This is a genomic window from Pseudonocardia charpentierae, assembly GCF_031845345.1.
Classification (GTDB): Bacteria; Actinomycetota; Actinomycetes; order Mycobacteriales; family Pseudonocardiaceae; genus Pseudonocardia; species Pseudonocardia charpentierae.
The window spans coordinates 220,612-239,058 of record NZ_JAVREJ010000005.1 but is presented as its reverse complement, the minus strand read 5'-3'; the positions used below and the strand labels follow the sequence as shown (position 1 = coordinate 239,058).

Annotated in this window: 16 protein-coding genes and 1 pseudogene; 11 read left to right on the top strand and 6 right to left on the bottom strand. The window is 72.9% G+C overall.

Features of this window, described 5'->3' with window-relative positions:
* Window positions 1-13 precede the first annotated feature (13 nt).
* The 4 genes from RM445_RS10440 (at window position 14) to RM445_RS10425 (ending at window position 4,780) form a co-directional block, all read left to right on the top strand.
* A complete protein-coding gene (locus RM445_RS10440) occupies window positions 14-838 on the top strand; it encodes an ABC transporter ATP-binding protein (protein WP_311555967.1) in 825 nt (274 codons plus the stop codon).
* On the top strand, window positions 838-1,656 hold the full coding sequence (locus RM445_RS10435; RefSeq protein ID WP_311555966.1) for an ABC transporter permease: 819 nt from the start codon (window positions 838-840) through the stop codon (window positions 1,654-1,656). The genes RM445_RS10440 and RM445_RS10435 overlap by 1 nt, the downstream gene beginning before the upstream one ends.
* Window positions 1,653-2,486 (top strand): ABC transporter permease, encoded by an 834-nt coding sequence (locus RM445_RS10430; RefSeq protein ID WP_311555965.1) that lies wholly within the window; start codon window positions 1,653-1,655, stop codon window positions 2,484-2,486. Before RM445_RS10435 ends, RM445_RS10430 begins: the two co-directional genes overlap by 4 nt.
* Before the next feature lie 434 nt (window positions 2,487-2,920).
* Entirely contained in the window at window positions 2,921-4,780 is a 1,860-nt protein-coding gene (locus RM445_RS10425) for a thioredoxin-like domain-containing protein (RefSeq protein ID WP_311555964.1), read from the top strand.
* A gap of 840 nt (window positions 4,781-5,620) precedes the next feature.
* Here the strand turns inward: RM445_RS10425 and RM445_RS32735 are convergent.
* A pseudogene (locus RM445_RS32735) lies at window positions 5,621-6,004 on the bottom strand (C40 family peptidase); the annotation flags it as partial.
* 650 nt (window positions 6,005-6,654) lie between these two features.
* On the opposite strand from RM445_RS32735, the gene RM445_RS10415 reads away from it, so the two are divergent.
* A complete protein-coding gene (locus tag RM445_RS10415; protein ID WP_311555962.1) occupies window positions 6,655-8,319 on the top strand; it encodes a glycoside hydrolase family 16 protein in 1,665 nt (554 codons plus the stop codon).
* 110 nt (window positions 8,320-8,429) lie between these two features.
* Here the strand turns inward: RM445_RS10415 and RM445_RS10410 are convergent, their stop codons facing one another.
* Entirely contained in the window at window positions 8,430-8,831 is a 402-nt protein-coding gene (locus RM445_RS10410) for a cytochrome c oxidase subunit 4 (RefSeq protein WP_311555961.1), read from the bottom strand.
* An 18-nt stretch (window positions 8,832-8,849) separates the two neighbouring features.
* The gene (gene ctaC, locus RM445_RS10405; RefSeq protein ID WP_311555960.1) at window positions 8,850-9,800 is read right to left on the bottom strand and encodes an aa3-type cytochrome oxidase subunit II; all 951 of its coding nucleotides are present in this window, start codon (window positions 9,798-9,800) and stop codon (window positions 8,850-8,852) included.
* Window positions 9,801-9,988: 188 nt separating this feature from the next.
* Between ctaC and asnB the strand changes: the two genes are divergently transcribed.
* A complete protein-coding gene (asnB, locus tag RM445_RS10400; protein ID WP_311555959.1) occupies window positions 9,989-11,902 on the top strand; it encodes an asparagine synthase (glutamine-hydrolyzing) in 1,914 nt (637 codons plus the stop codon).
* Between the two features lie 60 nt (window positions 11,903-11,962).
* Window positions 11,963-12,502 carry a hypothetical protein gene (locus tag RM445_RS10395; RefSeq protein ID WP_311555958.1) on the top strand — a complete coding sequence of 180 codons (540 nt, stop codon included), beginning with the start codon at window positions 11,963-11,965 and terminating at the stop codon, window positions 12,500-12,502.
* 13 nt (window positions 12,503-12,515) lie between these two features.
* Here RM445_RS10395 and RM445_RS10390 read toward each other — a convergent pair whose 3' ends face one another.
* Complete coding sequence (locus RM445_RS10390; protein WP_311555957.1) at window positions 12,516-13,475, bottom strand: carbohydrate kinase family protein; 960 nt, start codon at window positions 13,473-13,475, stop codon at window positions 12,516-12,518.
* 101 nt (window positions 13,476-13,576) lie between these two features.
* On the bottom strand, window positions 13,577-13,969 hold the full coding sequence (locus RM445_RS10385) for a HesB/IscA family protein (protein ID WP_311555956.1): 393 nt from the start codon (window positions 13,967-13,969) through the stop codon (window positions 13,577-13,579).
* 250 nt (window positions 13,970-14,219) lie between these two features.
* Here RM445_RS10385 and RM445_RS10380 point away from each other — a divergent pair, with 250 nt between their 5' ends.
* Genes RM445_RS10380 through RM445_RS10365 form a run of 4 tightly spaced genes read left to right on the top strand, consistent with a single transcriptional unit; the run spans window position 14,220 to window position 17,281 of the window.
* Window positions 14,220-14,882: a DUF3043 domain-containing protein gene (locus RM445_RS10380; RefSeq protein ID WP_311555955.1), complete on the top strand. Its 663-nt coding sequence runs from the start codon at window positions 14,220-14,222 to the stop codon at window positions 14,880-14,882.
* Window positions 14,882-15,409 (top strand): bifunctional adenosylcobinamide kinase/adenosylcobinamide-phosphate guanylyltransferase, encoded by a 528-nt coding sequence (locus RM445_RS10375; RefSeq protein ID WP_311555954.1) that lies wholly within the window; start codon window positions 14,882-14,884, stop codon window positions 15,407-15,409. Before RM445_RS10380 ends, RM445_RS10375 begins: the two co-directional genes overlap by 1 nt.
* A gap of 50 nt (window positions 15,410-15,459) precedes the next feature.
* A complete protein-coding gene (gene cobT / locus RM445_RS10370; RefSeq protein ID WP_311555953.1) occupies window positions 15,460-16,533 on the top strand; it encodes a nicotinate-nucleotide--dimethylbenzimidazole phosphoribosyltransferase in 1,074 nt (357 codons plus the stop codon).
* A gap of 1 nt (window position 16,534) precedes the next feature.
* Complete coding sequence (locus RM445_RS10365) at window positions 16,535-17,281, top strand: adenosylcobinamide-GDP ribazoletransferase (RefSeq protein WP_311556026.1); 747 nt, start codon at window positions 16,535-16,537, stop codon at window positions 17,279-17,281.
* A 3-nt stretch (window positions 17,282-17,284) separates the two neighbouring features.
* Here RM445_RS10365 and RM445_RS10360 read toward each other — a convergent pair whose 3' ends face one another.
* Window positions 17,285-18,388 carry a branched-chain amino acid aminotransferase gene (locus RM445_RS10360; protein WP_311555952.1) on the bottom strand — a complete coding sequence of 368 codons (1,104 nt, stop codon included), beginning with the start codon at window positions 18,386-18,388 and terminating at the stop codon, window positions 17,285-17,287.
* Window positions 18,389-18,447: the final 59 nt, after the last annotated feature.

Here is an 18,447-nt window from a genome sequence, read left to right as displayed (position 1 = left end):
GGATCCGGGGAACATGACCGAGACAGCCACCGAAACCGGCGCCACCGGCGGCCGGCACGCCGGCGTGACCGGTATCGACATCAGCAGGCTGACCAAGCGGTTCCGCACCGGACGGCGCACGGTCACCGCGCTGGACGACGTCACGCTGCACACGGCGGCGGGCAGCTTCTGCTCGCTGCTCGGCCCCTCGGGCTGCGGCAAGTCGACCGTCCTGCGGATCCTCGCGGGGCTCGACGACGCGACCGAGGGCACCGCTCTGGTCAACGGCCGTAGCCCGGCGGAACTGCGCCGCGGCGGCGACCTCGGGATCGCGTTCCAGGACGCGGCGCTGCTCCCCTGGCGCTCGGTGACCGCGAACATCCGGCTGCCGCTGGAGGTCGCGGGCATCCGGGTGGACCCCGCGAAGATCGACGAGCTGGTCGCGCTGGTCGGCCTGCAGGGCTTCGAGAAGGCCAAGCCGGCCCAGCTGTCGGGCGGCATGCGCCAGCGCGTGTCGATCGCCCGCGCACTGGTCGTCGACCCGGAGGTGCTGCTGCTCGACGAGCCGTTCGGCGCCCTGGACGACATGACCCGCCAGCGGCTGAACCTGGAGCTGCAGCGGATCTGGACCGAGCGGGCATCGACGACGCTGATGGTCACCCACGGGATCGGCGAGGCGGTGTTCCTCTCCGACGTCGTCGCCGTGATGACGCCGCGGCCCGGACGGATCCTGGAGGTCGTCGAGATCGACCTGCCACGCCCGCGGACGCCGGAGATGCTGCGCACCCCGGGGTTCCACGCGCTGCACGACCGGCTGTCGGACCTGCTGTTCGGCCGCGACCCGGCAGAGGTCGACTGATGGCTGTGGTCGACGCCACTCCCCCGATCGACACGGGCCGGCCGACGCGCGCGGGGCGCCCGCGCGGGGTGGGCGGGGTACTCGGCGTCGCGGTGCTCCTCGCGGTGTGGTGGCTGCTCGCCGTGACGGTGTTCGCCGTCAGCGGGGCGGTGCCGACGCCGGCCGCGGTGGTCGCGCGGATGGTCGGCGATGGGCGGGGCTTCTACGCCCCTCATGTGTCCGCGACGCTGGCCGAGGCGGCCCAGGGGTTCCTGTGGGGCAACGCGCTCGCGCTGGCGGTCGCCCTGCTCGTGCTGCTGGTGCCGCCGCTCGAGGGGCTGGCCATGCAGATCGCGGTGATCTCCTACTGCATCCCGCTGATCGCGATCGGGCCGATCGTCAAGATCGTATTCGGTGGGCGGACGCCGATGGTGTTCCTGGCGGCGATCTCGGTGTTCTTCACGACGGTGGTCGGGGCCCTGCTCGGGCTGCGGGCAGCGGACCGGGCCAGCCTGGACCTGATCTCCGCGTACGGCGGCGGTCGATGGAAGCAGTTGACGAAGGTGCAGCTCATCGCGGCGATCCCGGGCGTGCTCGCTGCGCTGAAGATCGCCGCGCCCGCCGCCCTGCTCGGCGCGATCATCGGGGAGTACCTCGGTGGCGTCGACACGGGTCTCGGTGTGGCGATGACGATCGCGCAGCAGCAGTACCAGGTGGCGCGGGTCTGGGGGCTCGCGCTCATGTCCGGACTGCTGGCCGGCATCGGGTACGCGGCCGTTGCGCTCCTGGCCCGCGTCGCCGCACCGTGGTCCGCGGGCACGGCGGAGGCCGACCGGTGACCGCACCGGAAGCCGTGTCGGACGGGTCGGCCGTCGGTGCGTTCGCCCGCAGCGCCGGGCGGGTGCTGCTGCCGCTCGCCGTCTCCGCCGTCGTCGTGCTGCTGCTGTGGGTGGCGTTCCTGCAGGTGTTCGGGATCCGGAGGCTGATCGGCAAGACCCCGCTGGACGTGTGGAACTGGCTGGTCACCGACCCGAAGGCGGCGGCGAACCGCGACGTCGTGTTCGCGAACCTCGCGGTGACGTTCCGCGACGCCGGGGTCGGCTTCGTCGCCGGTATGACGGCGGCGATCGTCGTCGCCGTGCTGTTCGTGCTGTTCCGCAGCATCGAGCAGACGTTCCTGCCGGTCGCGATGCTGCTGCGGTCGGTGCCGCTCGTGGCCATGGCCCCGGTGATCGTGCTGATCTTCGGGCGCGACCTCGTGGGCGTCGCCGTGATCGGCGGTATCGTCGTGTTCTTCCCGGCGCTGGTCAACATCGTGTTCGGGCTCCGTTCCGCGCCACGCCAGTCGCGCGACCTCGTGCTGGCCTACGGCGGGAGTCCGTGGAGCGTGATGCGCAAGGTCGCGCTGCCGAGCGCGCTGCCGGCGCTGTTCGCGTCGGCGCGGATCTCGGTGCCGGGCGCGCTGATCGGCGCGCTGCTGGCGGAGTGGCTGGCCACGGGGCAGGGCATCGGCTCGGGCATGCTCACCGCGATCGCCGGGTTCCGCTACGCGGAGATGTGGGCGTCGGTGGTGCTGGTGACCGGGTCGTCGATCCTGCTCTACGCCTTGGTCGGCCTGCTGGAGTCGATCGTGCTGGCCCGGTTCGGCATGGCGCCCGGGCGGCGCTGACCGCTCCCTGACGAGGTGAGGCCGGCCCCACCAGGGGGCACCAGGTGGGACCGGCCTCGTGTCGCCGACGTCGGGCGGTCGGCGACAGCCTGCGCTCGCGCATCGTCGCGCGAGATGTCGGGGGTGCGGGCAATACGCGTCGTCGTGCCACGTTGACGCGCTCGCGGGCGTTTCCCCGCTTCCTGCGAGTCCGTCAGGCCAGGTCAGCCCGCCGGACGAGGCTGGAATGGGCGGAAAAAGCACCTCGCAAACGGTCGCTGCCGTTCCCTTTCGATATTCCTCCGGCCGGGTGCGGAAATGGTGACGCGCTGCATTTCTCCCGCCGATTCCTGCCCACACATACCCGTCCGGGCAACACCCGACCGGAACGGATGTGACCGAGGAACACCACAGCCGGCTGCGGCGTTGGGCGGGCCGTGCGGGAACGGTCACGAGTGCGGGCGCCTGTGCTGCGGGGACGGCGCTGGTTGGGCACCAACGGGCGGGACGTCGGCCCGGAGCAGCTGCGCGGGCGGATCGTGCTGCTGGACTTCTGGACGGCGGGCTGCGTGAACTGCCTGCGGGTGCTCGACGAGCTGGCGGTGCTGGAGGAACGGCACGGCGACGCACTGGTGGTGCTGGGCGTGCACTCCCCCAAGTTCCCGCACGAGGCGCGGCCCGAGGCCGTCGACGCGGCCGTGCGCCGTCACGACGTGCGCCATCCCGTGCTCGACGACGCCGACATGGTCACCTGGGACGCCTACGCGGCGCGCGCGTGGCCGACGCTGGTGCTCGTCGATCCGCGTGGGTACGTCGTCGCGCAGGCGACGGGCGAGGGCCACGGCGAGGAGCTCTCGGCGGTGGTAGACGAGCTGGTGGCGGAGTACGGCGACGCGCTGCGGCGCGGGCCGCTGTTCGCCGCCGCCCCGGGCAAGCCGGCCGAGTGTCTGGAAGGCCACCTTCAGGACACCACACGCCCTGAAGGTGGCCTTCCTGACAACGCCGTCGCTGTTGAGGGGTCTGGTGCGCTGCGGTTCCCGGGCAAGGCGGTCCGGCTGGCCGACGGGGGGCTGCTCGTGGCCGACACCGGTCACCACCGGCTCGTCGAGCTCGATCCCGACCTCGACACCGTGCGCCGGACGATCGGCGGCGGGCGCGGCCTGCGCGACGGTGCCGATCCCCTGTTCGTCGAGCCGCTCGGGCTCGCGCTGCTGCCGGCCGCGGTCGCCGAGGCCGTCGGCTACGACGTCGTCGTCGCCGACTCCGGCAACCACGTGCTGCGCGGGGTGCGCCTGGCCGACGGCATGGTGTCGACCGTGGCCGGGACCGGAGCGCAGCTGCGCACCCGTCTCGCTCCCGGGGCGCCCACGCCGGCGCGGGCCACCCCGCTGTCGACTCCCTGGGACGTCGCCTGGTGGCACGGGTCCGTCGTGGTAGCGATGGCCGGCTGCCACCAGCTGTGGACCTTCGATCCGGCGGCGGACACGGTCGCGGTGCTGGTCGGGACCGCGGACGAGGGACTGCGCGACGGGGGTCCGGGCGAGGCGTTCTTCGCCCAGCCGTCCGGGCTGGCGCCCTCCGGGGACGCGCTGTGGGTGGCGGACGCGGAGTCGTCCGCGCTACGCACCGTGGACCGCATCGGCCTGACCGGCGGACCGAGGGTGACCACGGCAGCCGGGCAGGGACTGTTCGACTTCGGCCTGCACGACGGCCCCGCCTTCGGCGATCCGCCGGCCCTGCTGCAGCATCCGCTGGGGGTCGCGGTCCTGCCCGACGGGTCCGTCGCGGTGGCCGACGCCTACAACGGCGCGGTCCGGCGCTACGACCCGGCGACGCGGTCGGTGAGCACCCTCGCCGACGGGCTGGCGGAGCCGTCGGACGTGCTGGTCGACGCGCCCGACTTGGTCGTCGTCGAGTCGGCCGCACACCGACTCGTGCGGGTGCCGCTACCGGCCCGCACCCGGACCCCCGCCGGTCCGGTGCGGATCTCGGCCGAGGTCGCTCCTGGGCCGGTGGCCCTCCGGGTCCGGTTCACCCCGGCGGACGGACAACACGTCGACCACCGATTCGGCGACCCCACCTCGCTGACCGTCGACAGCGACGGGCTGCTGTCGGCCGGCTCGGGGACGACCCCCGGCCTGGAGCGCGAACTGCGGCTCACCGGACCCGGGCCGCTGCGCGTGGAGGCCGTCGCCGCGGCATGCGACGGGGACGGCGTCTTCGCCGCCTGCCACCGCTACCGGCAGGAGTGGGTGGTCGATGTCCAAGTGGCGCCGGCAGGAGCCGACGAGATCGTCCTCGACCTCATCGGCTGAGCGGGCGGCGAGAACCGGGCCTCAGCCGTCGCCGCCGTCGCCCGAGGAGTCGCTGCTGTCGTCCGAGGCTTCCTTGTCGTCGGCGTCGCTCGACTTCTCGGTCGTCTCCTCGGTCGTCTCCTCGGCCTTCTCCTCGGTGGTCTTCTCGGACGTCTTGGTCGCCTTCTCGGCGGACGTCTCGTCGTCCTCGGTGGTCTTCACCGCCTTCGCCGTGGTGGTGTCGTCCGTCGCGGGCGACGGTGCAGTGGTCACCTTGGCCGTCGTCTTGGTCGCCGCGGGCGTCGTGGTCGTCTTCGGCGGCGTCGAGGCCTTCGTCTTCGTCTTCGTCGTCGTCATGACGGGAGCCGGTGTCGTCGACGTGACCGGAGCGGAGGTCGTGGCCGTGGTCGCCGGTGCAGTGACCGTTGTCGACGTCACCGGAGCGGCCGGGGCTGCCGGGGCCGCCGGGGCCGCCGGAGCGGCCGGAGCGGACGTCGAGGTCGTCGTCCCGGCGACCGGCGCACCGCTCACGGGCGGAGTGGAGGTGGGCGTGCCGGCGACGCCCGTCTCCACCGGAGCCGGGGCGGCGGGCGCCGTCGTGACCGGCGCGGACGCCGAGGTGGTGGCACCGGCGACCGGCGTCGGCTGTGCGACCACGGTCTTGACCGCGACGGCGTCGCTCTCCTGGATCGCCCGCGCCGCCGAGACCTGCTCGGGTGGGAGGGACGTGTCACCCGGCTGGGGCAGCGTGACCATCGGAGCCGTCGGCGCCGTGAAGATCTGCGGGACGGACGGTGCGATGGGCGGCAGCTGGGCCGGGTCGACGTAGGGCAGGATCCCGCTGGTCAGTGACCCCGGCGCGGCGGCCGGGCGGGTCGCGCCGAGGTAATCGTCGCCGCGGTAGCGGTAGAACGCGACCTGGACGGGCTTGCCGAACGTCGGAGCGTTGACCATGCGGCCGGCGCCGAGGTACATGCCGACGTGGTGCACGCGTGCCGTCGTGCCGTAGAACACGAGGTCGCCGGGTTGCAGCGGCACTCCGTCGGGGACGTGCGGGCCGGCGTTGTACTGGGTGTGCGCGGTGCGGGGCAGGGGCACGCCCGCGCTCGCGTAGCTGAAGGTCGTGAGGCCCGAGCAGTCGAACCCGGCATCGCCGTTCGTGGGCCCGTTGCCGCCCCACACGTAGGGCAGGCCGATCTGGGCGAGCGCCGTGCGGATCGCGGCGGAGGCGCGGGTGTCGGGCGCGTCGGTCGTGAACTCGGCCTTGCGCAGCTGCGCGGCAGGCACCGAGGCGGTCGGGGTACCCGCAGTGGCGGTCTCCGTGACGGTCGCCGTCGGAGCCGACGCGATCGTCGGCAGGATCGGCATCACCGCCGCCGGGCTCAACGGCCGCGCAGTGGGCAGCAGGTCGAGCGGGTCGAGCACCGCGGCGGGACCGGTGTCGGCGGTGTCGGCGACCGCCACCGGTTGCGCGACGGCAACCGGAGTCGCACCCATCGCCGTGCCGAAGCCGGCGACGACCAGGACCGCGGCCAGCGCCCATCCGGTGACCGCGGTGCGACCGATGCGGACGCTCCTGGCCCGGGCCTCACCGCGGGCGTCGGCGCCCCGGTGCTGATCGTTGTCGGACATCTGGCCGGTTCCCCCACTGCACTCGGCGACCTGCGGCTAGAGCCTCGCGGCCCGACGCCGCAGTCGGAAGCCGCCAACGGGGGTGCCCGATCCCCCTCATCCGCGGGGTCCGGCGTAACACCGTCGCGGAAGTAGTCGAGCCCCGGCATTGAGGGGTTACGTCCCCCCACAATTCGGCTCCCGCAAGGCGCTCCGGACGTCGACCATCGGCTCGGTCGAGTGTGTGGACGCGCCGGGTGCGGCGCACGAGGAGGAGCCAGAGGATGGTCGGCGGCCTGGAGGCGCTGCGGCGGGTGGCAGCGGTGGGGCTGCTCGCGCTGGGGAGCGTCGTGCCGCACAACGGCCCGTTCCTCACCGCGCCGCCGGACGTGACCCCGGTGGCCGACACGAGCCTCGCCTGCTTGCTGACGGTCGGCACCGCAACCACGGACCCCGCCCTCGCCACCTCCGCCGCGCGGGCGATCGCCGTCGGCTACGCCGCGACGGACTGCATGCCCGACGAGCAGTTGCTGGCGGCGGCGGAGGCGCGGGCGGCGATCCCGATGGACACGGGCACCCCGACCGAGAGCGCGACCGGCGGGGTCCTCGCCGGGACGTCGTCCGGCTCGACGTCGGTCGCCACGACGAGTAGCTCGGCCACGGTCACCCCGACACCGAGCCCGTCGGCGACGACGACCGCGACCGCGACCGCGGCGGATGCGACGGTCGCCGCCTCGAGCACGGACACGGCCACCGCGACGGGCACGGTCGGGGCGGACGACAGCTCGTCGAGCGGCGACGACGACTCGAGCAGCGGCAGCTCGAGCAGCGGCAGCTCGAGCAGCGGCAGCTCGAGCAGCGGCAGCTCTGGCGGTGATTTCGACTCCGACGACACCGTCGATCCGAGCACGTCCGTCGATCCGAACCCCATTGATCCGAACCCCGTCGACCCGGCACCCGTCGACCCGGCACCCGTCGACCCGAACCCCATCGACCCGACCACCGCGGCCGGCGCGCTCGCCTGGGGCGCTGCCGCGGGTGTCGAGGACTTCGACGGCACTCTGTCGAACTGGGGCGTCTACGACGGCGCCGGCCACGCGGGCAAGGGCCGCCGCTCGCCGGCCGCGGTGAACGCGTCAGGCGGGATCCTCACGATCACCGGCGACCCGGACGGCACCACCGGCGGGATGGCCTGGAAGCTCGGCAGGGCGAAGTACGGGCGCTGGGAGGCGCGGGTGAAGGCGCCTGCGGCCGACCCGAGCTACCACGCCGTGATGCTGCTGTGGCCCGACGCGGAGAACTGGCCGGTCGGCGGCGAGGTCGACTTCATGGAGATCAGCGACCCGGCCCGGCAGAAGACCGACTTCTTCCTGCACTACGGCCAGGACAGCCGCCAGCTGCGCGGCGAGAAGGTGATCGACGCGACCCAGTGGCACAACTGGGCCGTCGAGTGGTCACCTACGAAGATCACCGCCTACGTCGACGGCACCGAGTGGTTCTCGACCACGCAGGTCGACGCGTTTCCGCCGGGCTCCATGCACCTGACGCTGCAGCTCGACTGGTTCCCGAAGGGCGGTGCTGCGGCCACGCCGTCGCAGATGCTCGTCGACTGGGTCCGCTACTACCCGATCGAGGGCACGGGACCGTCGGACCTCATCCAGAACAGCTCGGACGTCGCCGCGAACGCCGGCGTCGCGCTCAGCTCGATCGCCGGGACGGGCACGGGCGAGACGCTCACCGGCGACACCGTGCAGTCCGGCCCGACCGATGCGGCCACCGGGAACGACAGCAGTGACCCGACGCCCACCACGGTGGCGAATGCACGGACGACCGCCATTACGGCCCCGGCGGAACCGACCGCCGTGAGCTCGTCCGAGGCAGCCGCCGGCTCGGCCCTCCCGGTGACCGTGACCAACAGTTCGACCACGTCCCCGACCGACGAAGGCTGATCGCCGGCCGGGCCGTCACACACCCTGTAGGACCGGCGCACCTGCTGTGCGGGGTGTGATCCCGGCACACGCCATGCGACAGCCCGAACAAGCGTGCAGCTACGCGCTGCTCAGTGGTCCGACGGGCGGATGTGGTATTCGAACAGCAGCCCGCCGACGGCCATCACGATAAGGATCGCGGAGATCGCCACCGCCCAGAAGTACATGAACGCCAGCGAGATCCCCGTCAGCCCCACCGCGCCGGCCAGGATCACGGGCCAGTAGCTTCCCGGCGAGAAGAACCCGACGTCGCCCGCACCGTCGGAGATCTCGCCACCCGGGTTGTCTTCGGGGCGAGGCGCCTCAAGGCGGCGGGCGACGAACCGGAAGTACGTGCCGACGATCAGCGACAGTCCGCCGGTCAGGAACAGCGCGGCGCTACCGGCGGGCTCTCGCGACCAGAGCAGGTAAATGGTGCCGATGGCGAAGAAGAAGATCGTCAGTATTTCGAAGATCCGGGACTCGACCCTCATCTGGACTTCCTCCCGGGCTCAGCTGCCGGTCGGCGGCTCGGACGCCGAACGCACGGTGCGGTTGGTCTTGAACGGGTAGGTGGTGACGGCCGTCGGGGCGCACCACTCCCCGCAGTTGAGCGCCTGCAACGCCTCGCCCGCCGTGTAGGGAGCGCTCGTCGCGGGGTTGACCTGCTGACGGAGCTGCAGATAGCGGTTGAACAGGTCCGGGTTCAGCGCCCGCACCTCGAAGTTCATCACCGCGTGGTAGGCGCCGCACAGCTCGGCGCAGCGGCCGACGAAGGCACCTTCGCGGTCGATCTGCTCGATGCGCCAGATGTACTCCTGGTCGTTCTTCTCCGGCATCGGGAAGACGTCGCGCTTGAACAGGAAGTCCGGCACCCAGAAGCTGTGGATCACGTCGTTGCTGCGCTGGGTGAACTCGATGCTCTGGTTCGTCGGCAGCACCAGCAGCGGGATCGTGTCGGCCGTGCCGATCGTGGTGACCGGAGCGCCCGTCGGAGTGTTCGTGTCGGGGTAGGTGAACTGCCAGTTCCACTGGAACGCGGTGATGTTGACCTTGAGGTCCGGCGCAGGGTCCTGCGCCATGACGTTGTTCTGCACCTGCACCGTGAAGGCGAAGAGCACCGCCACGATGATCGTCGGAACAATCGTGAAGACGATCTCGACGGGCAGGTTGTACTGCGTCTGGCGCGGCGGGACGTCGGAGTCGCCCGCGCGCTTGCGGTGGAAGATCATCGCCCAGAACATCGCGCCCCAGGTGATCGCCCCGACCACTAGCGCCGCGATGGCCGACCACGTCCAGAACTCGCGCATGGCGGTGGCCTGGGGAGTGACCCCCAGCGGCCAGCCGAACCGCAGGGCCTCGTCGACCGAGCATCCGGTGGTGAGCGGGATCGTCACCGCGGCGAGGGCCGCGAGTTTCGCCGCCGGCCCGAACCGGTGCCTCCCGCGCTGTGCTCGGCCCACTGCTCGTGCTCCCTCGACTCGTTCCACAGCCTCGTCCCGCCCAGCGCCCCGTCGCGCGGGGCGAGCCGTCGTCGCAGGTCGCGGTGCACCTTCTACGGCCTGTCGGGAGAGTAGCCGAGCACACCCCATATTCGCCTGCCGGGTGCGGCGCGCCGTGCTCTCGGACCCGCTCGGCATACTCGGTAACCGTGTGCGGGCTACTCGGACTGTTGACCTCCGGCGCTGACGCGGAACGTCGGGCGGGTCCCGTCGCGGACGCACTGCGTTGTGCCCGGCATCGCGGCCCCGACGAGAGCGGAACGTGGAACGACGCCGACGTCGTGTTCGGGTTCAACCGGCTGTCGATCATCGACGTCGAGGGCTCGCACCAGCCCCTCACGTACGCCGACGGCCGCTACACAATCGTTTTCAACGGCGAGATCTACAACTACCTCGAGCTGCGGGAAGAGCTGGCCCGCGAGCACGGGGCCACGTTCGCGACCGAGGGCGACACCGAGGCGATCGTCGCGGCCTACCACCACTGGGGCCCGGCGTCGGTGGCCCGCCTGCGCGGGATGTTCGCCTTCCTGATCTGGGACGCCCAGGAGCGGGTGCTGTTCGGCGCCCGCGACCCGTTCGGCATCAAGCCCCTGTTCTTCGCCTCCGGGCCGGGCGGCGTCGCCTTCGGGAGCGAGAAGAAGAGCGTGCTGGAGCTCGCGGGCCCGCTCGGCCTCCCCGACGGCACCACCGGCTGCCTGGACGAGCCCGCCCTGCAGCACTACCTGATCCTGCAGTACGTGCCGGAGCCGGCCACCCTGCACCGTGCCGTGCGCCGGATCGAGTCGGGCTGCACGTTCACCGTCCGTCCCGGCGGCGAGGTGGAGCAGGAGCGCTACTTCACCCCGCGGTTCACCGAGAACGGCCCCACCGGACGGGCCGCCGCCACCGCGGTCGCGGACGTGCTGCGCGACTCGGTGGCCAAGCACATGCGCGCCGACGTCACCGTGGGCGCGTTCCTGTCCGGGGGCATCGACTCGACGGCGATCGCGGCGCTGGCCAAGCAGCACAATCCGGACCTCATCACGTTCACCACGGGCTTCGAACGCGAGGGCTACTCCGAAGTGGACGTCGCCGCCGAGTCGGCCGCGGCGATCGGGGTGCGGCACGTCGTCCGCACCGTCACGCCGGACGAGATGATGGACGTGCTGCCGCTGATCGTCTGGTATCTCGACGACCCGGTGGCCGACCCGGCGCTGGTGCCGCTGTGGTTCATCGCCCGGGAGGCCCGCCGGCACGTGAAGGTGGTGCTCTCAGGGGAGGGCGCCGACGAGCTGTTCGGCGGCTACACGATCTACAAGGAGCCGCTGTCGCTGGCGCCCTTCGAGAAGGTGCCCGGCGCGTTGCGCGGCCTGCTCGGCGAGGCCTCGCGGCACCTTCCGGAGGGCATGCGGGGCAAGGACCTCCTGCGCCGCGGGGCCCTGCCGCTGGAGCAGCGCTACTACGGCAACGCCCGCATCTTCCGCGACGACCAGCTGCAGGGTGTCCTGCGGCGCTACGACCCCCGGCGCGGCCACACCGACATCACCGCGGCGCACTACGCGGAGTCGGCGCAGTGGGACCCGGTGGCGCGGATGCAGCACGTCGACCTGTTCACGTGGCTGCGTGGCGACATCCTCGTCAAGGCCGACAAGATGACCATGGCTAACTCGCTGGAGCTGCGGGTGCCGTTCCTCGACCCCGAGGTGTTCGCCGTGGCGTCGACGCTGCCGCGGTCGGAGAAGGTGGCGGAGGGCACCACGAAGCTGGCACTGCGCCACGCGCTCGACGGCATCATCCCCGCGCACGTGCTGCACCGGCGCAAGCTGGGCTTCCCGGTGCCGATCCGGCACTGGCTGCGCGCCGAGATGTACGAGTGGGCCTGCGGAATCGTCCGCGACTCGCAGGCCGACCACCTCGTCAACCTCGCCGCCGTGGGGCGGATGCTCGACGCGCACCGCGCCGGGCCGGTGGACCACAGCCGCCGGATCTGGACGCTGCTGGTCTTCCTGATCTGGCACGGGATCTTCGTCGAGGACCGGATCCGGCCCGAGGTGCCGGAGCCGGCGTATCCGGTGATGCTCTGACCCGGCGCAGCCGAGGGTAATTCGCTCGTCGCACCCGGCCGGTGCGGCGACCCTCGACCCATGGCCGGCTCGGCACCCGAGATCGACCTCACCGCGTCCGCCCGCTTGTCGGCGCGCGGCTACCGGCTCGTGCAGTGGACGGGAGTCACACCGCCGGAGCACCTCGACGACCTCGCGGTGCTCATCGGCCGCATGTCGACCGACGCTCCGACGGGCGACCTGGCCTTCGAGCCGCAGCGCTGGGACGCCGAACGGGTGCGCGAGCGCGACGCCGTGGCGGTGCGCAACGGCGTTCGCGCCGCCGTCACCGCCGCTCAGGCCACCGACGGCCGGCTCGTCGCCTACACGGAGGCGAGCACCTGCGTGGTGGCGGACGGTTTCTCGAGCCAGGGCGACACGCTGGTGGCCCTGGCGCACCGGGGCCACCGCCTGGGGCTGTGGATCAAGCTCGCGAACCTGGAGCTGCTGCTGCGCGCGCACCCGGAGGTGCGGGCGATCGACACGTTCAACGCCGACGACAACCGGTGGATGGTCGCGATCAACGAGCAGCTGGGTTTCCGGCCCCTGCGCAGGCAGACCGACTGGGAACTGGGTCTGTGACGGCCGGTCCGGTTCAGGCCGGCACGACGGGCGCGATCTCGGCGGCGGCGTCCGGGCCGTAGGCGTCGCCGAGGCGCTCGAGGGCCGACCCCCGGTCCCACGTCCAGTCCTGGGGACCGTCTGACTCGAGAACGAGGGTCGCGATCAACGCGCCGAGCTGCGCCGCACGCTCGAGTGACAGGCCGCCGTCGATGCCCGCGAGGAAGCCCGCACGGAAGCCGTCGCCGACGCCGGTGGGGTCGACCAGCCGGGTCGCGGGCACCACACCGATCTTCAGCGCGGTGCCGTCGCGGCCGACGATCTCGACACCCTTCTCGCTGTGGGTGGTGATCCGGATGTCGATGCGCTGCGCGATGTCCGCCTCGGTCCAGCCCGTCTTCTGCAGCATCAGCTCCCACTCGTAGTCGTTGCTGAGCAGGTAGCGCGCACCGTCGACGAGGCCGCGGATCTGCGGGCCCTCCATCCGGGCCAGCTGCTGCGACGGGTCGGCGGCAAAGGGGATCCCCAGCTCACGGCACTGTTCGGTGTGCCGGAGCATGCCGTCGGGGTCGTTGGCACCGATCAGGACGATGTCGAGGCCACGCGGGGCGAGAGGCGCGAGATCGATCTCCCGGGCGCGCGCCATCGCGCCGGCGTAGAACGACGCGATCTGGCGCATGTCGTCGTCCGTGGTGCACATGAAGCGGGCGGTCTGCACGTCGTCGCAGACCAGCACACCCGAGCAGTCGACCCCGTGGTCGGTCAACCAGGACCGGTACTCGGCGAAGTCGGCGCCCACCGCGCCGACGAGCAGCGGGGAGTGACCGAGCACACCCAGGGCGAAGGCGATGTTGCCGGCCACACCACCGCGCTTGATGACGAGGTGGTCGACCAGGAAGGACAGCGAGACACGGTCGATCTGGTCGGCCAGGAGCTGGTCTGCGAACCGGCCCGGGAAGTGGGTCAGATGGTCGGTCGCGATGGACCCCGTCACGGCGATAGGCACGTTAAGTCAGCCTACCGGGTGATGAACGCCAGCAGACCGCAAAGTGACCGGCCTCGGCCGAGTTGACCGACCGAGGCCGTCGGGACGTCCTAGTTGAACGAGTCGCCGCAGGCGCAGGAGCCACCGGCGTTCGGGTTGTCGATGGTGAAGCCCTGCTTCTCGATGGTGTCGACGAAGTCGATCACCGCACCTTGCAGGTACGGGGCGCTCATCCGGTCGACACCCACACGCAGGCCCTGGAAGTCGCGGAACAGGTCGCCGTCCAGCTCGCGGTCGTCGAAGAACAGCTGGTAGCGAAGGCCCGCGCAACCACCGGGCTGTACGGCGATGCGCAGGTGCATGTCGTCGCGACCCTCCTGCTCGAGCAGGGTGCGTGCCTTGACGGCGGCGGTCTCGGTGAGCTCGACGCCGTGCGTCTCTGCGGGCGCCGCAGTGGCGGGCTCAGCCAACTCTTCGACTGACACGGTGTTCTCGACGGTCATGGCTCTCCCAACTACGCGCGGTCCCCGGTCTGTTCCCGCCCGTGCCGATCGACGGCGGCGGGCCCGGGGTTGCTCACGTCCCATGATAGGCCCGGGCACCGACAGGTCGGCGGGGTAGCGCACTGGTGATGCGGCCCACCGTCGGTCGACGGCTCCGGCGGCGTGCGACCTGCGCCCGTGACCGGACGGAGACCGATTCGTCCCGTCCGGCTCGCCCGTGCGCGTGCTGGCGCCCGTTACCCTGGTGCGCGTGAGTCTGCTGCGCCGCTCCTCGTCCCCCAACGGCTCGTCCAGCGGGGATACCGCCGACACGGCGGTGGCGCCGATCGCGGCGGAATCCGTCCGGGTCGCGGGCGGCACCGCGGGCAAGGGTCGTCCGACGCCGAAGCGCCGCGAGGCCGAGGGACGCCGCCGCGGCCCCGCCCCCGCTCCCCCGAAGACGCAGCGTGAGGCCAGCAAGTTCGCGAAGGCGAACCGGCCGCCCAAGGAGCAGCAGCGCGAGCAGCGTCGTCGCGAGGCGGAGCAACGGCGCGCGGGGATGGCGCGGGGCGACGACAAGTACCTCCCGCCCCGTGACCGCGGCCCCGTGCGGGGCTACATCCGCGACGTCGTCGACTCGCGGCCGCACCTGATCGGCCTGTTCATGCCGCTGGCGCTGGTGGTGGTCGCGTCGGTGCTCGTGCCGTCGCCCGCCGTGCAGCAGTACATGAGCCTCTTCAGCCTCGCGATGCTGATGGTCATGATCGCCGAGGGCGTCTACCTCGGGCTGACCACCACGAGGAAGGCGCGCGAGCGGTTCCCGAACGAAGAGGTGGGCGCACTGGGCACCGGCTGGTACGCGTTCACCCGGGCGAGCCAGCCGCGGAAGCTGCGGATGCCCAAGCCGCGGGTCCAGCGCGGGGCGAACCCGTAGTGGCCGTCCTGGTCCTGGGCGGCACCCGGTCCGGCAAGTCCGGGTACGCCGAGGGCCTGTTGCCCGCCGACGCGCCGGTGCGGTACCTGGCCACGGCGCGGCGGTGGCCCGGCGACACCGAGTGGGACGCGCGGATCGACGCGCACCGCGTACGTCGGCCGCCCGGCTGGACGACGGTGGAGGAGCCGGACGTGCCGGCGCTGCTGCGGGCCGCGGAGCCCGGTGCGCCGCTGCTGGTCGACGACCTCGCGACCTGGTTGACCGGTGTCCTCGACGATGCGCAGGCCTGGGAGCAGCCCACGGTCCCGGCTGTGGTCGGCGAGCGGGTCGCCGCGCTGGTCGACGCGGTCGCGGCGTGCCCCGGTCGGGTGGTTCTGGTCTCGGCCGAGGTCGGGCTCGGGGTCGTGCCCCCGACGCGGGCGGGCCGGCTGTTCCGCGACGAGCTGGGCGCCCTGAACGCCGCGCTGGCAGCGGTGTCCGACGAAGTTCTGCTGCTGGTCGCCGGGTTGGCGCTGCGGCTCAAGTAGCGGCCCCGCCCGGGCGGCGCGCGTACGGCGGTCCGGGCCAGGATGGGCGCGTGCACCTGCCTCCGATCCCCTCCCCCGACGCGGAGGCCCGCCGAGCCGCGATCGCCCGGTACGACGAGCTGGCGGTGCCGGCAGGGGCGTTGGGCCGGCTCGCCGAGCTGGGATGCTGGCTCGCCGCCGCGCAGGACACCTGCCCGCCGCGGCCGGTCGCCCGGCCGCGGGTGGTGCTCGTGGCGGCCGACCACGGCGTCGCCGCCGCCAGCGTCTCGGCCTACCCGTCGTACGTCACCGCGCGCCGCGTCGTCGGCGCCCGCGAGCACACCACCCCCGTCGCGGTCCTCGCGCTCGCCGCCGGGGTGTCGCTGCGGGTCGTCGACGTGGCCGTCGACCACTCCCCGGACGCCCCGGCCCCCGACAGCCCGCTGGCCCCGGATCCCCGCTACCGCGTCGGCGCCGGCACCGGCCGCATCGACCGGACGGACGCGCTCACCGAGGAGGAGACCGAGCGCGCGCTCGCGGTGGGGCGGGCGCTGGTGGACGAGGAGGTCGACGGCGGCGCCGATCTCCTGGTCCCGGGCGCGATCGGGGTCGGCGCCACGACCCCGGCATCCGTCCTCGTCGCGGCGGTCACCGGTGCCGAGCCGGTCGCCGTCGTCGGTCGCGGGAGCGGGATCGACGACGAGACGTGGATGCGTAAGGCCGCGGCGATCCGCGACGCCCTGCGCCGCGCCCGACCGCACGCCCGCGACCCCCTCGCGCTGCTGCGCGTCGCGGGTGGCGCGGACATCGCGGTGCTCACCGGCTTCCTCGTCCAGGCCGCCGTGCGCCGGACGCCGGTGCTGCTCGACGGCCTGGTGCCCGTCACGGCCGCGCTGATCGCCGACGAGTGGGCGCCCGGCGCACGCGACTGGTGGCTGCTCGCCCAGCGGTCCCCCGAGCCGGCGCTGGCCCTCGCGGCCGAGCACCTCGAACTGACACCGGTGCTGGACCTGCAGGTACGCCTCGACGACGGGTCCGGCGCCGTGGCCGCCGTCCCGCTCCTCGCGATGGCGGCACGGCTGCTCGCGGAGACCGGCACCGCAGCCGACACCGGGATCACTCCGATCGCGCACGCGGGGGTGTGACCTGCGCGGGCTGTTCCTGGCGCTGAGCTGGCTCACCGTCCTCCCGGTCCGGGTCGACGGGACGGACGTCGAACGCGCGGCGGCGGGTGCGCTCCGCTGGGCTCCGGTCGTCGGTGCCCTGCTGGGCCTCGCCGCCGCGGGGTTGCTGGTCGGGCTCGCCGCGCTCGGCGTGCCGGCCGCAGGCCTGCTCGTCGTCGGCTTCCTGGTGCTGGCCACCCGCGGCATGCACGTCGACGGGCTGGCTGACACCGTCGACGGCCTGGGCTGCTACGGCCCGCCCGAGCGGGCGCTCGCGGTCATGCGCGACGGCGGAGTGGGCGCGTTCGCCGTCGCCGCCCTCGTGGTCGCGCTCGGGCTGCAGGCTGCGGCGGCGACCGCACTGGCCGCCCACCCCGCGACCGCGCTGCTGGCCCTGCCGCTCGCGGCGGCGACGGGACGGGCCGGGTTCGCCTGGTGCGCGCGCCGCGGCGTACCCGCCGCCCGGCCCGGCGGGCTGGGCGCGACGGTGGCGGGCTCGCAGCCGGTGTGGGTCGCTCCGGTGTGGTGGACGGCGCTGGCCGCGGCCGCCGTCGTCGTCGTCCCCGGGCGCCCGTGGCAGGGCCCGCTCGCCGTCGCCGTCGCGGCGGCGCTGGTGATCGGGCTGTCGGCGCACACCCGCCGCCGGTTCGGCGGGGTCACCGGAGACGTCCTCGGTGCCGCGAACGAGCTCGCGGTCACCGCCGCCCTGGTCGTCGTCGCCGCCGGATAGAGCTCAGGCGGGGACGAGCGTGCGCATCCAGGAATGCGTGTCGGGGGCCTTGCCGCGCTGGATGTCGGTGAGCATGGTGCGCAGCCGCAGGCCGACGGGGCCCGGCTGGCCATCGCCGATCACGACCTCGCCGCCGTGGTGGCGGACCCGGCCGATCGGGGTGACGACCGCGGCAGTGCCGCAGCCGAACACCTCGGTGATCCGGCCGGCGGCCGCGTCGTCGCGCCACTCGTCCCAGGAGATGCGGCGTTCGGTGACCTCGCAGCCCAGTTCCTTGGCCAGCACCAGCAGCGAGTCGCGGGTGATCCCGGCCAGGATGCTGCCGGTCAGCAGGGGGGTCACGACCTCGATCTGGTCGCCGGCGCCGTAGACGAAGAACAGGTTGTTCGAACCCATCTCGTCGATCCAGCGGTGCTCCTCGGCGTCGAGGTAGACCACCTGCGCGCAACCGTGCTCGGCGCCCTGGGCCTGGGGCAGCAGCGAGGCCGCGTAGTTCCCGCCGCACTTGGCGGTGCCGGTCCCGCCGAGCGCGGCGCGGGTGTAGTCGGTGCTCAGCCACACGTCGACGGGCTTGACCCCGCCCGGGAAGTACGGGCCAGCGGGCGAGGCGATCAGGCAGTAGAGGTACTCCGCCGACGGCCGCACTCCCAGCCCGACCTCGGTCGCCACCATGAACGGCCGCAGGTACATCGACTCCTCACCGTGTGCTGGCGGCACCCACTCGCGGTCGACGTCGAGCAGCTCGGCGAGCGAGGCGAGGAAGAGGTCTTCGGGCAGCGGCGCCATCGCCAGGCGCGCCGCCGAGGAACGGAACCGCGCGGCGTTCGCGTCGGGCCGGAACGACGCGATCGAGCCGTCGGGTTGCCGGTAGGCCTTGAGCCCCTCGAAGATCTCCTGGCCGTAGTGCAGCACCATCGAGGCCGGGTCCAGGGCCAGCGGGCCGTACGGCCGCACCGCCGCGTCGTGCCAGCCGCGGTCCGCGGTCCAGCGGATCGTGACCATGTGATCGCTGAAGTACTTGCCGAACCCCGGCGCCGCCACGATCTCCGCCCGCTGGGCGTGCGGCAGGGGTGCGGGGTGGGTGGTGCGGGAGAACTGCGCGCTCATGAGAAGACGGTAGCGCCTCACGCCACACGGAATCGTCGGACGTCCGAGTTAATTGACTC